15 protein-coding genes are annotated in these 16,686 nt (G+C 70.3%); 11 read left to right on the plus strand and 4 right to left on the minus strand.

All coding sequences use genetic code 11. The features are described 5' to 3' along the window. Window positions 1-43: 43 nt before the first annotated feature. From VGN74_RS05140 to parC, 5 genes are all read left to right on the plus strand, one after another. On the plus strand, window positions 44-2,554 hold the full coding sequence (locus VGN74_RS05140) for a TonB-dependent receptor domain-containing protein (RefSeq protein ID WP_327446282.1): 2,511 nt from the start codon (window positions 44-46) through the stop codon (window positions 2,552-2,554). A gap of 104 nt (window positions 2,555-2,658) precedes the next feature. Next, on the plus strand, window positions 2,659-3,270 hold the full coding sequence (locus VGN74_RS05145) for a flavodoxin family protein (RefSeq protein ID WP_327446283.1): 612 nt from the start codon (window positions 2,659-2,661) through the stop codon (window positions 3,268-3,270). A 15-nt stretch (window positions 3,271-3,285) separates the two neighbouring features. Further along, the gene (locus VGN74_RS05150) at window positions 3,286-3,759 is read left to right on the plus strand and encodes a nuclear transport factor 2 family protein (protein WP_327446284.1); all 474 of its coding nucleotides are present in this window, start codon (window positions 3,286-3,288) and stop codon (window positions 3,757-3,759) included. Further along, entirely contained in the window at window positions 3,759-4,490 is a 732-nt protein-coding gene (gene recO, locus VGN74_RS05155) for a DNA repair protein RecO (protein ID WP_327446285.1), read from the plus strand. The genes VGN74_RS05150 and recO overlap by 1 nt, the downstream gene beginning before the upstream one ends. A 155-nt stretch (window positions 4,491-4,645) precedes the next feature. Beyond that, window positions 4,646-6,847 carry a DNA topoisomerase IV subunit A gene (gene parC, locus VGN74_RS05160; protein WP_327446286.1) on the plus strand — a complete coding sequence of 734 codons (2,202 nt, stop codon included), beginning with the start codon at window positions 4,646-4,648 and terminating at the stop codon, window positions 6,845-6,847. Between the two features lie 130 nt (window positions 6,848-6,977). Here parC and mazG read toward each other — a convergent pair whose 3' ends face one another. Both mazG and VGN74_RS05170 read right to left on the minus strand, forming a co-directional pair. Then, the gene (gene mazG / locus VGN74_RS05165; protein WP_327446287.1) at window positions 6,978-7,763 is read right to left on the minus strand and encodes a nucleoside triphosphate pyrophosphohydrolase; all 786 of its coding nucleotides are present in this window, start codon (window positions 7,761-7,763) and stop codon (window positions 6,978-6,980) included. 3 nt (window positions 7,764-7,766) lie between these two features. Next, complete coding sequence (locus tag VGN74_RS05170) at window positions 7,767-9,116, minus strand: MFS transporter (RefSeq protein ID WP_327446288.1); 1,350 nt, start codon at window positions 9,114-9,116, stop codon at window positions 7,767-7,769. Here VGN74_RS05170 and VGN74_RS05175 point away from each other — a divergent pair. From VGN74_RS05175 to wrbA, 3 genes are all read left to right on the plus strand, one after another. Then, window positions 9,115-10,122, plus strand: a complete 1,008-nt coding sequence (locus VGN74_RS05175) for a D-alanyl-D-alanine carboxypeptidase family protein (RefSeq protein WP_327446289.1) — start codon at window positions 9,115-9,117, stop codon at window positions 10,120-10,122. The two genes, VGN74_RS05170 and VGN74_RS05175, sit on opposite strands and share 2 nt — an antisense overlap. Continuing rightward, entirely contained in the window at window positions 10,119-10,571 is a 453-nt protein-coding gene (locus VGN74_RS05180; protein WP_327446290.1) for a hypothetical protein, read from the plus strand. Before VGN74_RS05175 ends, VGN74_RS05180 begins: the two co-directional genes overlap by 4 nt. Window positions 10,572-10,664: 93 nt before the next feature. Continuing rightward, window positions 10,665-11,267, plus strand: a complete 603-nt coding sequence (gene wrbA / locus VGN74_RS05185; protein WP_327446291.1) for an NAD(P)H:quinone oxidoreductase — start codon at window positions 10,665-10,667, stop codon at window positions 11,265-11,267. 58 nt (window positions 11,268-11,325) lie between these two features. Here wrbA and VGN74_RS05190 read toward each other — a convergent pair whose 3' ends face one another. Beyond that, window positions 11,326-12,840, minus strand: a complete 1,515-nt coding sequence (locus tag VGN74_RS05190; RefSeq protein WP_327446292.1) for an AMP-binding protein — start codon at window positions 12,838-12,840, stop codon at window positions 11,326-11,328. Between the two features lie 194 nt (window positions 12,841-13,034). Between VGN74_RS05190 and lipA the strand changes: the two genes are divergently transcribed. The 3 genes from lipA to VGN74_RS05205 all read left to right on the plus strand — a co-directional run bounded on the left by lipA (window position 13,035) and on the right by VGN74_RS05205 (window position 15,356). Then, window positions 13,035-14,003 (plus strand): lipoyl synthase, encoded by a 969-nt coding sequence (gene lipA, locus VGN74_RS05195; RefSeq protein ID WP_327446293.1) that lies wholly within the window; start codon window positions 13,035-13,037, stop codon window positions 14,001-14,003. A 10-nt stretch (window positions 14,004-14,013) separates the two neighbouring features. Continuing rightward, window positions 14,014-14,463, plus strand: a complete 450-nt coding sequence (locus tag VGN74_RS05200) for a type II toxin-antitoxin system RatA family toxin (RefSeq protein WP_327446294.1) — start codon at window positions 14,014-14,016, stop codon at window positions 14,461-14,463. A gap of 92 nt (window positions 14,464-14,555) precedes the next feature. Further along, window positions 14,556-15,356: a DUF3313 family protein gene (locus VGN74_RS05205; RefSeq protein ID WP_327446295.1), complete on the plus strand. Its 801-nt coding sequence runs from the start codon at window positions 14,556-14,558 to the stop codon at window positions 15,354-15,356. A 71-nt stretch (window positions 15,357-15,427) separates the two neighbouring features. Here VGN74_RS05205 and tyrS read toward each other — a convergent pair whose 3' ends face one another. Continuing rightward, complete coding sequence (gene tyrS, locus VGN74_RS05210) at window positions 15,428-16,684, minus strand: tyrosine--tRNA ligase (RefSeq protein ID WP_327446296.1); 1,257 nt, start codon at window positions 16,682-16,684, stop codon at window positions 15,428-15,430. Between the last annotated feature and the right edge of the window lie 2 nt (window positions 16,685-16,686).

Genomic DNA, 16,686 nt, shown 5'->3' on the forward strand with positions numbered 1-16,686 from the left:
GGGCGGACCAATGACGGATCACCGTTCGTCAGGGAGGACGACAATGAGTGCGAAATCCGTGTTCCCGGCCCTTGCGCCGCTTGTTCTCGCGTCCCTTGCCGCCCCTGCGATGGCGGTGGAGGCGGCTCCCGTAGCCGAAGAGGTCATCGTCACCCAGGCCCGTCCCGGAGTGACCCCTGCCGCCCAGCCGGTGCAGCAGGTCTTCTCCACCGGCGTTGCTCGCGGGCGGGATCCGCTGGACAGCGCCACCTCGACCAGTGCGCTGCGGCAGGCCGAGATCGAGCTGCTCGGGGCCCGCTCCCTCGGCGACATCCTGCGCAACATCCCGGGTATCCGCACCGAGTCGTCGACCGGCGACGGCAGCTCCGCCTACACGATCCGCGGCCTGCCGCTGGCCTCCGGCGGTTCGAAGTATATGCAGATCCAGGAGGATGGTCTTCCCGTCCTCGAGTTCGGCGACATCTTCAACGGCGCCGCCGACATCTTCATCCGCGCCGACTTCAATCTTGCTGCGATCGAGGCGATCCGCGGCGGGTCGGCCTCGACCTTCGCGTCAAACTCGCCTGGCGGCGTGATCAACCTGATCTCCCGCACCGGCGACGTCCGCGGCGGGGCCATCCAGGTGACCACCGGCCTCGACTACGACACCAACCGCGTGGACTTCCATTACGGCGCGCCCATCAGCGACAACCTGCGCTTCCATGTCGGCGGCTTCTACCGCACCGGCGAGGGACAGCGGGACGTGGGCTTCAACGCCTACGAGGGCGGGCAGCTCCGGTTCAACATCACGCGGGACTTCGCCAACGGCTATGTCCGGCTGTCCGGCAAGTATCTCGACGATCGTTCGCCCCACTATCTCTGGGGGCCCGTTCGGATCACCGGCACAAACGAGAACCCCGTGTTCGGCAGTTTCGAGGGTTACGACGTCCGGCGGGACTCGATGCTGTCCGGGCACCTTGGAAACCTGATCACGCTCGACGCGGACAACAACCCGGCCGTCCTGCCGCTCAGCCAGGGGCAGGACGCCAATGTCCGCTCCATCGGCATCGAGTCGCGCTTCGATGTTGCCGACTGGACCATCACGCATCGGGCCCGTTACTCGGAGATCTCGGGCGGTACGACGCGCAATCTCGTGTCCGCCATCTACTCGGGGAACAGCCTGCCGGCCTCCCTCGGCGGTGGAACCGGAACCTTCACCTACGCCACCGGACCCCGGCGAGGTGAGGTCCTGACCAACCTCGGTTCGATCAACGGCAATGGGCTGATCGTCGCTTCGGCCCTGAACCGGATCGACTCCAGCGATCTCGGCAACCTCATAAGCGACCTGCGCGCCACCCGGGCCTTCACCCTGTCCGGCGGCGAGCTGACCCTGACCGGCGGGCTCTACAATTCGCGGCAGAACTATCGCAGCGACTGGCTCTATTCGAACCATCTGCAGGATGTGGCCGCGGATGGGCAGTCGGCCCTGATCAACTACACCGACGCCGGCGGCGTGGCCCGGTCCCAGGACGGCTATCTGGGCTTCAACCGGTCCGGTCCCACCGCCTTCTTCCGCCGCCGCTATGACGTCCAGTACGAGATCGCCGCGCCCTACGGCTCGCTCAATTACCGCTTCGGCGCCTTCTCGGTGGGCGCCAGCCTGCGCTACGATACCGGTCAGGTCAGCGGCGAGCTGTTTGGCGCCGATCTCGGCGGCGGGCGCGTGGGCATCCTGCCCACGGACTTCAACGGCGACGGGGTCATCTCGTTCGCCGAGGGTCGCACCGCCTTCACCCCGCTCGATCGACCCGCGCCGGTCGACTACGACTACGACTATCTGAGCTATTCCACCGGCGTCACCTACCGGGTGGCCGAGCCCTTCGCCCTGTTCGCCCGCTACAGCCGCGGCGCGCGGGCGGCGGCGGACAAGGTGCTGTTCTCCAGCAAGGTCAGCATGGTGGACGGCACCATGCCCGACCCGGAGGACGGCTACGACGTCGTCGAGCAGCTGGAGGGCGGCTTCAAGTACCGGACGCCGAGCCTGACGTTCAATGTGACGGGCTTCTCCGCCGATACCGAGGACACCAATGTCCAGGCCGGCGCCATCACCACGGACCGGGAATACACTGCCTATGGCGTCGAGGCCGAGGGCACCTGGCGCCGGGGCGGCTTCAGCTTTACCGGCGGCGTGACCTGGACCCAGGCGGAGATCGTCAACGACCGGGCCAATGCCGCGGTGGCCGGCATGACGCCGCGCCGCCAGCCGGACTTCATCTTCCAGGCCACGCCCGGCTACGAAACCCGGGACTTCACTGTCGGCGCCAACCTCATCGGGGCGACGAGCAGCTGGTCCGACGACGTCAATGTCCTGAAGGTCCCGGGCTACACCCTGGTCAACGCCTTCGTGCAGTACCGTCCGATCGAACGGCTGCAGCTCATGCTCCTCGCCAACAACCTGTTTGACGAGGTGGCCTGGTACGAGATCACCAATGTGTCCGTGCCGGCCAATGGCGTGGGCCGCGGGCGCGCCGCCAATGGCCGCACCGTGTCCCTGTCGGCGCGGTTCGACTTCTGAAGGCTGCGGGCGGCTGCGCGCCTCCGGCGCAGCCGCCCGTCCGCGTCCGGCCGGAACAGGCGAGGGCGCCGCGCTTTTCCTTCACTCCCCGAATGGAGTGACCCATGCGCGCCCTCGTCCTGAACTGCACCCTCAAGCCGTCGCCGGCGACCTCGAACACTGAAGCGCTGGCCCAGGTGCTCATCGACCAGTTCCAAAAGGCGAACGTCGAGACGGATCTGGTGCGGCTCGTCGATCTCGACATCCGCCCCGGGGTCGAGCGCGACATGGGCGAGGGCGACGCCTGGCCTGCGGTGCACAAGAAGATCCTCGCCAGCGACATCGTTGTCATCGCCACTCCGACCTGGCTGGGCCAGCAGTCCAGCGTCTGCATGCGCGCGCTGGAGCGGATGGACGCCCTGATCTCGGAGACGGATGACACGGGTCGTCCGGTCGCCTTCGGCAAGGTCGCGGGCGTGGTCATCACCGGCAACGAGGACGGCGCCCACCACATCGTCGGCACCGTCAGCCAGGCGTTGATCGATATCGGCTTCACCATTCCCGGCCACAGCTGGACTTACTGGCACCTCGGGCCGGGGGTCGGGCCGGACTACACCGAGACGGACAGGGGCCATGACTATTCGGACCGGGTCGGCCGCAACGCCGCCCGAAATCTGATGGCGGCGGCGCAGGCGCTGTCGGCCACCACCTTCCCGGTTCCCGAAAGCGATGGGTGAGCCTAGGCTTGCGGGATGATCGTCGCCCTCGCTGTCGCCCTGTCGCTCCAGACCGCGCCGCCGCCCGACCCGGCCGAAGCCGAGGTCGCAGCGGTGCTCGACGCCCTGAATGCGGCCTCCTCGGCGGCGGATGGCGACGCCTATTTCGCCCTGTTCACGCCGGACGCGCGTTTCGTCGGGACCGATGCGAGCGAGCACTGGACGCTGGAGCAGTTCCGCGCCTACGCCGCGCCCGTGTTCGCCCGGGGGCGCGGCTGGTCCTATCCGGCCACTGACCGCACCATCACCGTCGCCGACATCCCGTGCCGCTGCATCGCGTGGTTTGAGGAGCGGCTCAGCAACGCCAGCTATGGCGAGACGCGCGGCTCCGGCGTGCTGCGCCTGACCGACGAGGGCTGGAAGATCGAGCAGTACGTCCTCAGCTTCGCCGTGCCCAATGGCCGGGCGCGGGCGGTGGTCGAGGTGATCCGGGGCGACGCCACGCCGTGATGGAGTTCCAGGACGACGCCTTTGTCCTGTCGGCGCGGGCGCATGGCGATACCGGGGCTGTGGTCGATCTGCTGACCGAGGCCCACGGCCGGGTCGCGGCCTATGTGGCCGGCGGGGCGTCACGCCGCATGAAGCCCTTCCTGCAGTCGGGCGCGAGGGTCGTGGCCGACTTCCGCGCCCGCACATCCGAGCAGCTGGGCGCCGCCCGTCTCGAGCCGGTGGGGGAGGGGCCGGCGGCCCTGTTCGACGATCCGCTGGCCCTGACCGGTCTGGCCGCCGCCGCCGCGGTGGCCCAGGGCGCCCTGCCCGAGCGCGAGCCGCATCCCGGGGCCTTCTACGGCTTCGAGGCGCTGATGGCGGCCTTCGCCGTGCCGGACGTGTGGCCGGCGGTGTTCGTGCGGTTCGAGGCGGGGCTGCTGGAGGCGCTCGGTTTCGGGATGGACCTGAGCCGCTGCGGGGCCACGGGCGCAACGGATGACCTCGCCTGGGTCAGCCCCCGCACCGGCCGGGCTGTCAGCCGCGAGGCCGGCGCCCCCTATGCTGACCGCCTGCTGCCGCTGCCCGGCTTCCTGCTCGGCGCCCAAGCGGGGCTGGGTGACGGCGACGTCGGGGCCGGCTTCGCCCTGACCGGCCACTTCCTCGAGCGCAATGTCTTCCACGCCCTGAACCGGCCGCTGCCGCCGGCGCGGGTGTGGATGATCGACAAGCTGGGCGAGGCGGGGCGGTTGTAGGGGGCGTGAAGAGTGCTAGTGAGCAAGAGGTGAGCCGCTGCCGCTGACGTCGGCGATCGCGCCTTGCTCACACCTTGCTCACTGGCGCTCTTCACCCCGTCGTCCCCGACGGTCGCCGCTGGACTCTGGCCCCGAACTCCCCGATTCGAAGTCGCATGACCGTTCACACCTCTCCGCCCGAGGGCGGGCGCATCGTCGAGGAGCCGCTGAGCGAGGCGCTGTCGCGGCGCTATCTCGCCTATGCCCTGTCGACCATCACCAACCGGGCGCTGCCGGACGTGCGCGACGGCTTCAAGCCGGTGCACCGCCGCATCCTCTACGCCATGCACCAGATGCGCCTGAACCCGCAGGCGGCGGCGCGCAAGTGCGCCAAGGTGGTCGGCGAGGTCATGGGCGGCTACCACCCGCACGGCGACGCCTCGATCTACGACGCCCTGGTGCGTCTCGCCCAGGACTTCTCGCAGCGCTATCCGCTGGTCGACGGGCAGGGGAACTTCGGCAACATCGACGGCGATAACCCCGCCGCCATGCGCTACACCGAGTGCAAGCTGACGCCGGCGGCGCAGCTGCTGCTCGAGGGCATCGACCAGGATGCGGTCGACTTCCGGCCCACCTACGACGACCAGGACGAGGAGCCGGTGGTCCTGCCGGCCGGCTTCCCCAACCTGCTGGCCAATGGCGCCTCGGGCATCGCCGTGGGCATGGCCACCTCGATCCCGCCGCACAACGCCGGCGAGCTGATCGACGCCTGCCAGCTGCTGCTGACCAATCCCGCGGCCACGACGGTCGAGCTGGTCGAGCGCGTGCCGGGCCCGGATTTCCCGACCGGCGGCGTGGCCGTCGAGAGCCGCGCCTCGATCCTCGAGGCCTATGAGACCGGCCGCGGCGGCGTACGCCTGCGCGCCCGCTGGGAGACCGAGGACCTCGGCCGGGGCCTGTGGCGCATCGTCGTCACCGAGATTCCCTACCAGGTGCAGAAGTCGAAGCTGATCGCCGACCTCGCCGACCTGATCGAGAACAAGAAGGCCCCGCTGCTGGCCGATGTGCGCGACGAGTCGGCTGAGGACATCCGGCTGGTGCTGGAGCCGCGCAGCCGCACGGTGGAGCCCGAGGTGCTGATGGAGAGCCTGTTCAAGCTCTCCGACCTCGAGATCCGCTTCCCGATCAACATGAACGTGCTGGACGGCACGGGCACGCCGCGGGTGCTGGGGCTGAAGGCCTGTCTCGAGGCCTTCATCGCCCACCGGCGCGAGGTGCTGATCCGGCGCGGCCAGTGGCGCATCGAGCGCATCGAGAAGCGCCTGCACCTGCTGGAAGGCCTGCGCATCGTCTTCCTCAACCTCGACGAGGTGATCCGCATCGTCCGCGAGGAGGAGCAGCCCAAGGCGGTGCTGATCGCCCGCTTCGGCCTGACCGAGCTGCAGGCCGACTTCGTCCTCGACACCCGTCTGCGGCAGCTGGCGCGGCTGGAAGAGCTGGCGATCGAGACGGAATTCAAGGCGCTGTCCGAGGAACTTGCGGGCCTGAAGGCGATGATCGCCTCGCCGGCGCAGCAGTCGAAGCTGATCTCGGTCGGGCTGGAGGATGTGCGCAAGGCGCTGATCTCGCCGCGCCGCACGACCATCGGCGAGCCGGTCGACGTCTCCGGCCTGGCGCCGGTCGAAGCCTTCATCCCGCGCGAGGCGATCACCGTGATCCTGTCCGAGCGCGGCTGGATCCGGGCGGCCAGGGGCAAGGTCGACGATCCGTCGGAGCTGAAGTTCAAGGAGGGCGACCAGCTGGGCTGGCTGGTCCCGGCCTTCACGACCGACAAGATCCTGATCGCCGCCACCGACGGGCGGGTGTTCACCGTGCCGGCGGACAAGCTCGCCTCCGGGCGTGGGCACGGCGAGCCGCTGCGTCTGATGATCGATCTGGAGGAGGGCGCCGGGATCGTCGGCGTGCTGGCGCACCAGCCGGGGGCGAAGGTGCTGGTGGCGTCGAAGGCCGGCTATGGCTTCGTCGCGCCCGAGGACGAGCTGATCGCCCAGAAGCGCGGCGGCAAGCAGGTGCTGAACGGCGAGATGCTTGCCTTCCTGCGGGTCGCCGGCGACCACGTCGCCACCATCGGCGAGAACATCAAGGCGCTGATCTTCCCGATCGCCGAACTGCCCGAGATGGGCCGCGGCAAGGGGGTCAAGCTGCAGGCGTTCAAGTCGGGCGGCCTTGCCGACGTGGCGGTCTTCTCCGCCGAGGCGGGACCCGAGTGGGTCGACGGCGGCGGCCGCCGCCGCAACTGGCCCGACTGGAAGGACTGGCTCGGCAAGCGCGCCGCCGCCGGCCGCCAGGGCCCGCGGGGCCTGCGGAAGTTCAGGTAGGGCTGTTCCCCCCCGAAGGGCCCCTCCGTCCCGTCGCTTCACGCCGGGCCACCTCCCCATTTCATGGGGAGGAGAACGCTTTTCCTCCCCACGCAGTGGGGAGGGGGACCGCGAAGCGGTGGAGGGGCCGCTACAGCCCCGCCGCCTTGGCGGCGTCCCACAGGGCGTCCATCTCGGTCAGGTCGGACTGGTCCGGGGTCCGTCCCCCCTTTGCCAGCTCGGCTTCGATGAAGTGGAAGCGGCGGACGAACTTGGCGTTGGCGCCGCGCAGGGCGTCCTCGGGCTCGACCCCCAGCTTGCGGGCCAGATTGGCGACGACGAACAGCAGGTCGCCCATCTCCTCCGCCGCCTTCGCCGCGTCGCCGGCGGCGATCTCGGCCTTCAGCTCGCCGATCTCCTCCTCCAGCTTGGCGAAGACCTCGTCGGTGGAGGGCCAGTCGAAGCCGACGCGGGCGGCGCGCCTGGTGAGCTTGGCGGCGCGGTGCAGGGCCGGCAGGCCGACCGGTACGTCGTCCAGCACCCCGGTCTGGGCCTTCGCCTGACGCTCGGCGGCCTTGAGGTCCTCCCAGCGCAGCTTCTGGGCGGTCCCGTCGGCTTTCGCCGCCTCGTCACCGAACACATGCGGGTGCCGACGCTCCAGCTTGTCGGCGATGGCCGTGGCCACGTCGTCGAAGGCGAACAGGCCCTGCTCCTCGGCCATGCGGGCGTGGAACACGACCTGGAACAGCAGGTCGCCGAGCTCGCTCTTGAGGTCGTCGAAGTCGCCGCGGTCGATGGCGTCGGCTACCTCATAGGCCTCTTCCAGTGTGTAGGGGGCGATGGTGGCGAAGGTCTGCTCCACATCCCACGGGCAGCCGCGCTCCGGGTCGCGTAGCCGCACCATGATGGCCTTGAGGCGGTCGAGGGGGGCGGACATGGCTCAGGCTCCGTCACGGGCGGCGAGGCGGGCGCGGATCTCCGCGTGCCGCTCGGGCGTCAGGGGATAGATGCGCAGCACGACCGCGGACAGGATCAACAGGACCACCGGGGCGGCGATGAACAGCCACTGCAGGCCGAGGATTACGCCCGGGGCGTTGACGGCGCCGGGGGCCGGGTCGAAGCCGATGGCCTCCAGCACGGCGAAGGCCCCGACCGAGATGGCGTAGCCGAGCTTGGAGGTGGCGTTGAGGATGGAGAACAGCAGGCCGGTCTGGTCGGCGTCGGTGTCGAGCCGGATGGCGTCGGCCGCGTCAGCCATCATGGCCCGCAGCAGCAGGTCCGAGGCGCCGAAGGCGAGCCCCACGCCGAACAGGGCGGCGATGGCCGCCGGGAAGTTGCCGGCCGGGACCAGAAGGGTGGCCGCGGCGAAGCTGCCGGCGAAGTAGAGGCTGGCGAGCGCGAGCGCCCGATGCTTGCCCATGCGCGTGGCCAGCCAGGCCCAGACCGGGGCCCCGACCAGTCCGGCGACGAAATAGACCAGCAGCATCAGCGAGGTCTGCTCGCGCTCGAAGCCGCGCGCCTGTTCGAAGAAGTAGAAGAACAGCACCCCGATCAGGCCGCGTGCGGCGCCCAGCAGCAGGTCGCTGAGCAGCAGGCGGCGCAGGACGGGCTTGGCGATCAGGCCCAGCGTCGCCTTCAGCCCGCCGTGGGGCGGCGGGGCGACGCCGCGCGGCTCGGGCGTGAAGCGCAGGGTGATGCACAGCGCCACGGGCAGCAGGACGATGATGAACAGCCCCTGCGCCCGCACCGCCTCGACATAGTCGCGGCCGGTCGCCTGCACGATCGGCGGGATCAGCAGCACCGCCAGCACGCCGAGGATGTTGGCCGCCTGCCACCACGCGTAGATGCGCGAGCGCTGGTCGTAGTCCGGCGACAGCACCGCCGCCCAGCTGGTCTGGGACAGCAGGCTGATCGAGTAGCCGAGGTACATGACCACCAGCCACAGGGCGAGGTGGCCGGCTCCGGCGCCCGGCTCGACGAGGAACAGCAGCCCGACCGACAGCATCAGCACCGGCGCGGCGGCGGCCATCCACACCCGGTAGCGGCCGAAGCGGGTCGAGGTGCGGTCGATCAGCAGGCCCAGCGCCGGATCGACGACGATGTCGGCCAGCCGCACCAGCAGGAAGATCAAGCTGACCGCCGCCAGCGAGACGCCGATGTGGCTGGCGTAGAACTCCGGCAGGGTGACGTAGACCGGCAGGCCGAGCGCCGCATAGGGCAGGCAGCTGGCGGCGAAGGCGGCCAGCACCCGGTTCGGGCGGCGGGCGGAGGGCGTCGGGGCGGCGGACATGGACGATCCGGACAGGCGGCCGCTGAGTCGGCCGGGCTGCATCCTGCCGCGCCGGGCGACGCCGCGCGAGCGGGCGGTTGCAGCCGGCGGCGGCTTGAGGCTTCCTTGGCGGGTGAAAGCCCTGTTCCGCCCCGAGGCCATCCGCACCCGCACGCTCGCTCTCGGGCTGGCGCTCGCCGCTGCGCTGGCGGGGCTCGCCGCTGCTCCGGCCGTCCGGGCGCAGGAAGCCTGCGATGCGGGGCAGGCCGGCTGGAGCGAGGCGGCGGCGGCCAATGGCGCGTCGCTGTCGGCCATGGTCTGGACCCCGTTCGACCGCGAGGAGTACGGCTGGCTGGCCTATGCCCCGCTGGTCCAGCACGAGCTGGACACGCAGTGCGACCCCTCGAGTCCGGCCTTTGCGGAAAAGCTGGCGGCGTTCCAGGTCCGCTTCCATCTGCCGCCGACCGGCCTGTTCGACGCGCCGACGTTCCAGGTGTTCCGCGGGCTATGGCAGGAGCGTCGTCCGTTCGTGATGGCCCGCGTCGCCGACATCTGCCCGGAGCCGCCGCCGCTGCGCGAGCTTGGCTATCTGGTGGCCGAGGAAGAGCACGCCGACCGGCTGACGCGCCTGCTGCGCCGCGACACCCTCGCCGCCTACCGGCGCATGGTGGCCGCCGCCCGCGCCGAAGTTCCGGAGATCGCCGCCGATCCGGAACTGCTGCAGATCTTCTCCGGCTTCCGCGATCCCGAGGCGGATGCCGCCCGTTGCGCGACCGAGCGGAACTGCGACGGCCTGCGCCGCGCAGTCTGCTCGCCGCACCGGACGGGGGCCGCGGTGGATCTCTACGTTGGTCATATCGAGGGGCTGGGGGTCGATTCCACCCATCCCGACAGTCGCCGGCACATGAGCCAGGGCGCGGCCTATCGCTGGCTGGTGCGCAACGCCGGGCGGTTCGGTTTCGTGCCCTATGTCTACGAGCCCTGGCACTGGGAGTATGTCGGGGAGGGCGGGGCGGCCGCGCCGTGATCCGCTGGCGGCCCCTCACGATCGGGGAGCGGGCGCTGGCCCGGGCGGCCCTCGGACCCGCGCCGGGGCTGTCGCGCGTGCGGCTGCTGGCGCTGCCGGGGCTACGCCGCGCCTTCGTCGCCGGGCGCTGGCGCGGACGGGACTGGATCGTCTGGCCCGCACGCGCCCTGACCCCTGACCTGTCGCAGGCCCCGCTGACACGACAGGCGGTGCTGGTGCACGAACTGACCCATGTGTGGCAGGGGCAGGCGGGCGTGTCCCTGCCCGTGGCCAAGCTGAAGGCGGGCGACCGGCCGGAGTCCTATCGCTATCCGCTGCACGCCGCCTGTCGCTGGTCGGACCTCAACATCGAGCAGCAGGCCATGGTGATCGAGCACCGCTTCCGCGCCGGCCGTGGCGAGGCCGTCCCCGGCGATCCCGACTTTTACGTTCGCGTCCGCCCCGCCTGATCGCGACACCCTGGCCCTTGTGAGGATGGTGGCGCGCCTTATATGGCAACCGTGCCTGTTACAGACGGGCGGTTCGATTCACAGGAGGCCGACATGGCGAAGGTTCTGGTGCTGTATCATTCCACCTACGGCCACATCGAGGCGATGGCCGAGGCGGTGGCGGAGGGGGCGCGTTCGGTCGAGGGCGTGACCGCCGACCTGCGCCGCGTGCCCGAACTGGTGCCGGACGAGGTGGCGCGCCAGAGCGGCTACAAGCTGGACCAGGCCGCGCCGATCGCCACGGTCGACGAGCTGGAGCACTATGACGCCATCATCATCGGGGCCGGCACCCGCTTTGGCACCGCCTCGTCGCAGATGCGCAACTTCCTCGACCAGACCGGCGGCGTCTGGTTCCAGGGCAAGCTGATCGGCAAGATCGGCGGCGCCTTCACCGCCACCGCGACCCAGCACGGCGGGCAGGAGACGACCCTGATCGGTCTGATCCAGACCCTCTTGCACCACGGCCTGATCGTCGTCGGCCTGCCCTACAGCTTCCAGGGCCAGATGAACATGGACGAGATCGTCGGCGGCAGCCCCTACGGCGCCACGACCATCACGCGGGGCGACGGGTCGCGCATGCCCAGCCAGATCGACCTCGACGGCGCCCGCTTCCAGGGCCGCCACATCGCCGAGATCGCGAAGAAGCAGTTCGGCTGATCCGGGCGAGGCGCGCGGGCGCGGCGGGGTTCGCTCCGGCCGCGCCCGACGCTGCAGCTCAGGCCGCCTTGTCCATCTCGACCAGCTGCTGGATGGTGACGTAGTCGGTCTTGCCCGTGCCCAGCACCGGCAGTTCGGCCACCTTGACGATCTTCTTGGGCACGGCGAGCTCCGGCGCGCCGTGACTGCGGGCCCATTCGGTCAGGCGCGCCACCTCGGCGTCATTGCGGTCCGTTACCAGCACCAGCTTTTCGCCCTTGCGGCTGTCGGCGATCGCCACGACGGCGTGCCGGCCCTCCGGCCAGACCGCCGAGGCCAGGCCCTCGACCGCCGCGAGGCTGACCATCTCGCCGCCGATCTTGGCGAAGCGCTTGGCCCGGCCGAGGATGGCGATGTAGCCCTCGGGATCGAGGTCGACGATGTCGCCCGTGTCATGCCAGCCGTCGGCCAGCGGCTCGACCCGCTCGGGGTCCGCCGGGTCCAGATAGCCGGCCATGACGTTCGGCCCGCGCAGGTAGAGGCGTTGGCCCTCGTCGATGCCCTCGATCGGCTCCAGTCGCCATTCCATGCCGGGCAGGATCTGGCCGACCGTGCCCGGCCGGTTGCGGTCGGGGTGGTTGACCGCCACCACCGGCGCCGCCTCGGTGGCGCCGTAGCCCTCCAGCAGCTTGAGGCCGTGGAAGCGGGTGTTGAACAGGTGGTGGGTCTCGTCACGGACCCGCTCGGCCCCGGCCACCACGAACTTCAGGGTGCCGAAGTCGTCCGGCCCGGCGACGCGGGCGTACTGGTTCAGGAAGGTGTCGGTGGCGAGCAGGATCGAGGCCTTCGCCTGCGGCAGCAGCTCGACGATCTGCTTGGCGTGCAGGGGGGAGGGGTACTCGAACGCCTTCATCCCCTGCAGGATCGGCAGCAGCACCCCGCCGGTCAGGCCGAAGCAGTGGAAGGTCGGCAGCGGGTTGAACATCACCCACTCGGGCTTCAGGTCGATGTGCTGGCCGACCTGACGAGTGTTGGACACCAGGTTCCACTGGGTCAGCACCACGCCCTTGGGCGCGCCGAAGCTGCCCGAGGTGAACAGGAGCACGCCCGGGCTGTCCGGCGACGTCGGCACGAGGAAGCGGCGCGGCATCATGCCTGCCATCAGGCCGTACAGCTTGTCGGCCAGGCCGATGGTGGTGCGCACGTCGTCCAGCCAGACCACCTCGGCGACCTCGCCGATGGCGGCCACGAGGTCCTCGAGCTTGGCCTGCTCGATGAAGCGGCGGGCGGTCAGCACCTTGCGCACGCCGGCGGTCTGGATCGCCGCCTTCACATTGCGCTCGCCGGCGGTGAAGTTGAGCATGGTCGGCACGCGGCCGTGGGCGTGCAGGCCGAAGAAGGTGACCACCACCCCCATGGACGAGGGCAGCAGGATGCCGACCCGCTCGGCCGGCTCGGTCATGGCGGCGATCTTGCGGCCGAGCACGAACGCGGCCCGGATCAGGCCGGTGTAGGTGAGCGGCTTGCGGTCCTGGTCCTCGAGGATCTCCTTGTCGCCAAAGCGGTCGCGGGCCTCGATCAGGGCCTCGAACACGGTGGCTGGGGTCCCTTCCGTCAGCGGTACGCGCAATCGTTCCTCCGCGGCCGCGTGTCGCGCAGCCTCTGTCGTTGTGGCCGGAAACCCTAGCCAGCGCCCGGGCGGATGAAAAGGCGCGTTACGTCGCGTGAACCCGGGAGCGGTGGCGTGCGCTTGCCAACGGGGCCGGAAACGCCGACATACCGGGCGAAATGGTCACCCTGATCGACAATCTTGCGGCCCGTCCGGCGGACCTGCGGCACCCGGAGAAGCGCAACCGGCCGGAGAGCCCCGTGCTGCGCAAGCCGGACTGGCTGCGGGTCAAGGCCCCGGGCTCGGGCCAGTACAACGCCACCAAGGCGATCGTGCGCGACAAGGGCCTCCACACGGTCTGCGAGGAGGCCGCCTGTCCGAACATCGGCGAGTGCTGGAGCCAGAAGCACGCCACGCTGATGATCATGGGCGACACCTGCACCCGGGCCTGCGCCTTCTGCAACGTGAAGACCGGTCTGCCGCAGCCTCTGGATCCCGAGGAGCCGGTCAAGGTCGGGCTGGCGGTGGCCCAGATGGGCCTGAACCACGTCGTCATCACCAGCGTCGACCGCGACGATGTCGAGGACGGCGGCGCCGCCCATTTCGCCGAGACAGTGCGCCAGGTCCGCCTGCAGGCCCCGGGCACCACGATCGAGGTCCTGACGCCGGACTTCCTGCGCAAGGACGGGGCGGCCGAGGTCATGATCGACTCGCGGCCGGACGTGTTCAATCACAACCTCGAGACCGTGCCGCGGCTGTATCTGAAGATCCGCCCAGGCGCCCGCTACTTCCACTCCCTGCGCCTGCTGCAGAGCGTCAAGGAACGCGACCCCAACCAGTTCACCAAGTCCGGCATCATGGTCGGCCTCGGCGAGACCAAGGAAGAGGTCATGCAGGTGATGGACGACATGCGCTCGGCCGACGTCGACTTCATCACCATCGGCCAGTACCTGCAGCCGACCCGCAAGCATGCGCCGATCGACCGCTTCGTCACCCCGGACGAGTTCAAGGCCTATGAGGCGATCGCCCGGGCCAAGGGCTTCCTGATGGTGTCGTCCAGCCCGCTGACGCGCAGCTCGCACCACGCCGGCGACGATTTCGCCCGGCTCAAGGCGGCGCGGGCGGCCCAGCTGTCCGCGGCGCGCTGATCCTTCCGCCTTGGCCGTCCACCGCGTCACCCGCATCCTGCCCTATGCGCCCGACCAGCTGGCCGGGCTGGTGGCCGATGTGCGCGCCTATCCGGACTTCGTGCCCTGGGTGACGGGGATGCGCGTCTGGAATGCTCGGACCGAGGGCGACACGGACCTGCTCGACGCCGAGGCCTCGGTGGGCTTTTCCTTCCTGAAGGAGCGCTTCGCCACCTGGGTGCGTCACGATCGGGCCGCGCCGTCGGTGGAGGTCGGGCTGATCCGGGGGCCGTTCCGGCATCTGAGGAACCGCTGGGAGTTCCACCCGCATCCAGAGGGCACGCGGCTGGAGTTCATGATCGACTTCGCCTTCCGCAGCCGGATGCTGGACGCCATGCTGCACGCCAATTTCGAGCGCGCGGTCTCGGCCCTGATCGGTTGTTTCGAGGGCGAGGCCCGACGGCGCTTCGGTTTGCGCTGACGCCCCTGCGACGGATCGCGCCGGTCGCGCGGGTGCGCTTTACCTCCTCCCGGCAGGGCGGCATCACACGCAGGTTGTCTCACGGAGGTTCCATGCGTCGCACGTCCCTGATCCTGCTGGCGACGACCGCCGGGCTCGCCGCCTGCCAGACGGCGCCGGTGGCCGATTCCGGCTTCCTGAGCGGCTACGAGGGCCTGACGCCGCGGACGGACACCCTGCGCGCCTCGATCCGGGAGCGGCGCGACGAGGCCCTGGCCGGCGGGGTCGAGCGCCTGTTCATCGCTCCGACGGTGGCGGTGCCGGGCGCGGCCCCGAACATCTCGCCGGCCGATGTCGACCTCGTGCTCGGCGAGATCGATCGCCAGGTCTGTTTCGAGCTGAGCGAACGTTTCACCGTCGTGCCTTCGCCCGAGCCGGGGGCCGGTACGGCGCGCGCCGCTGTGACGGCGATCCGGCCGACCAACCCGGCGGGATCGGGCATCTCCGCCGCCGCCAACTGGTTCGTGCCCGGGCCGATCGGCGTGCGTCTGCCCGGCTCAACCGGCGGCCTGGCGGTCGAGGCCGAGCTGCTGACGGCGGACGGGCGCCAGGCGGCGGCCCTCGCCTGGGCCCGCAACGCGACGGCCGTGGGCACCGACGATCCGTCCCTGTCGCCGGTGGGCGACGCCCTGCAGTTCGCCGAACCCTTCGGCGATCAGGTCGGCGACACCTTCGCGCCGGCCGATCGCGCCGTGCGGCCCATCGCCGATCCGGACCCCTGCGCCCGCTTCGGCTCGCGCAGCCAGGTGGGCGGTTTCGTCGCCGGGGCTGTGACCGGACTCTACGTGCCCCAGGCCGACGGTGTGCGCGCCAGGCCGGCGGAGGCCGCGCCCGACACCCCCGAGGATCGCTAGACCGGCTTCACCTGGCCGTCCCTCCGCCATCTCCACCGCTCATCCCCGCGCAAGCGGGGATCCGGCTCATCTCAAACCGGCTTCACCAGCACGATCTTCTTCTTGCCGGCGGCGAGCTTGAGCACGCCGTCGGCGTTCAGGTCGGCCTCGCCGAGCAGCTGCGCGGCGTCGGCCACCGCCGCGTCATTCAGGCGCAGGCCGCCACCCTGGGCGAGGCGGCGCGCCTCGCCGTTGGAGGCGGTCAGGCCGGCGCGGGTGGCGACGGCGGCGATCATCTGGCCGAGCACCTCGTCACGGGGCAGCTCGACGGTCGGCAAGTCGACCGACAGGCGGCCCTGCTCAAAGGCGGCCTCGGCCGCAGCCCGCGCCCTGTGCGCCTCCTCGGCGCCGTGGAGCATGGTCGTGGCGGCGTCGGCGAGGGCCTTCTTGGCGTCGTTGATCTCCGCGCCCTGCAGGGACTCCAGCCGGGCGATCTCGTCCAGCGGCAGGTCGGTGAACAGCCGCAGGAACCTGCCGACATCGGCGTCGTCGGCGTTGCGCCAGAACTGCCAGTAGTCGTACGGCGACAGCTGGTCGGCGTTGAGCCAGATCGCGCCCTGGGCGGTCTTGCCCATCTTGCCGCCTGACGCGGTGGTCAGCAGCGGCGTGGTCAGGCCGAAGGCGGTGCGGCCCTCGTTGCGGCGCACCAGATCGACGCCGGAGACGATATTGCCCCACTGGTCCGAGCCGCCCATCTGCAGCGTCACGTTCAGCCGCCGGTTCAGCTCCAGGAAGTCCACCGACTGCATCAGCATGTAGTTGAACTCGAGGAAGGTCATCGGCTGCTCGCGCTCGAGCCGCAGCTTGACCGAGTCGAACGCCAGCATGCGGTTGACCGTGAACTGGGTGCCGAACTCGCGCAGGAACTGGATGTAGCCGTAGCCGGACAGCCAGTCGTCGTTGTCGACCATGATGGCGTCGGTCGGACCGTCGCCGAAGGTCAGGAACTTCGCGAACACCGTGCGGATCGTGGCGATGTTGGTCTTGATCGTGTCGTCGGTCAGCTGCGGGCGCGAGGCGTCCTTGCCGGTCGGGTCGCCGACCTTGGTGGTGCCCCCGCCCATCAGCACGACGGGCCTGTGCCCGGCCTGCTGCAGCCGGCGCAGCATCATGATCTGGATCAGGCTGCCGACGTGCAGGCTGGGGGCCGTGGCGTCGAACCCGATGTAGGCCGAGATGACTCCCGCCGTCGCCGCCGCGTCCAGCTCCGCCGGATGGGTGATCTGATGGATGTAGCCGCGCGCCTGCAGCGTCTTGAGGAAGTCGGACTGGAAGATCGGGTCGCTCATGG

Source organism: Brevundimonas sp. (assembly GCF_035998205.1).
In the GTDB taxonomy this organism is placed as follows: Bacteria; Pseudomonadota; Alphaproteobacteria; order Caulobacterales; family Caulobacteraceae; genus Brevundimonas.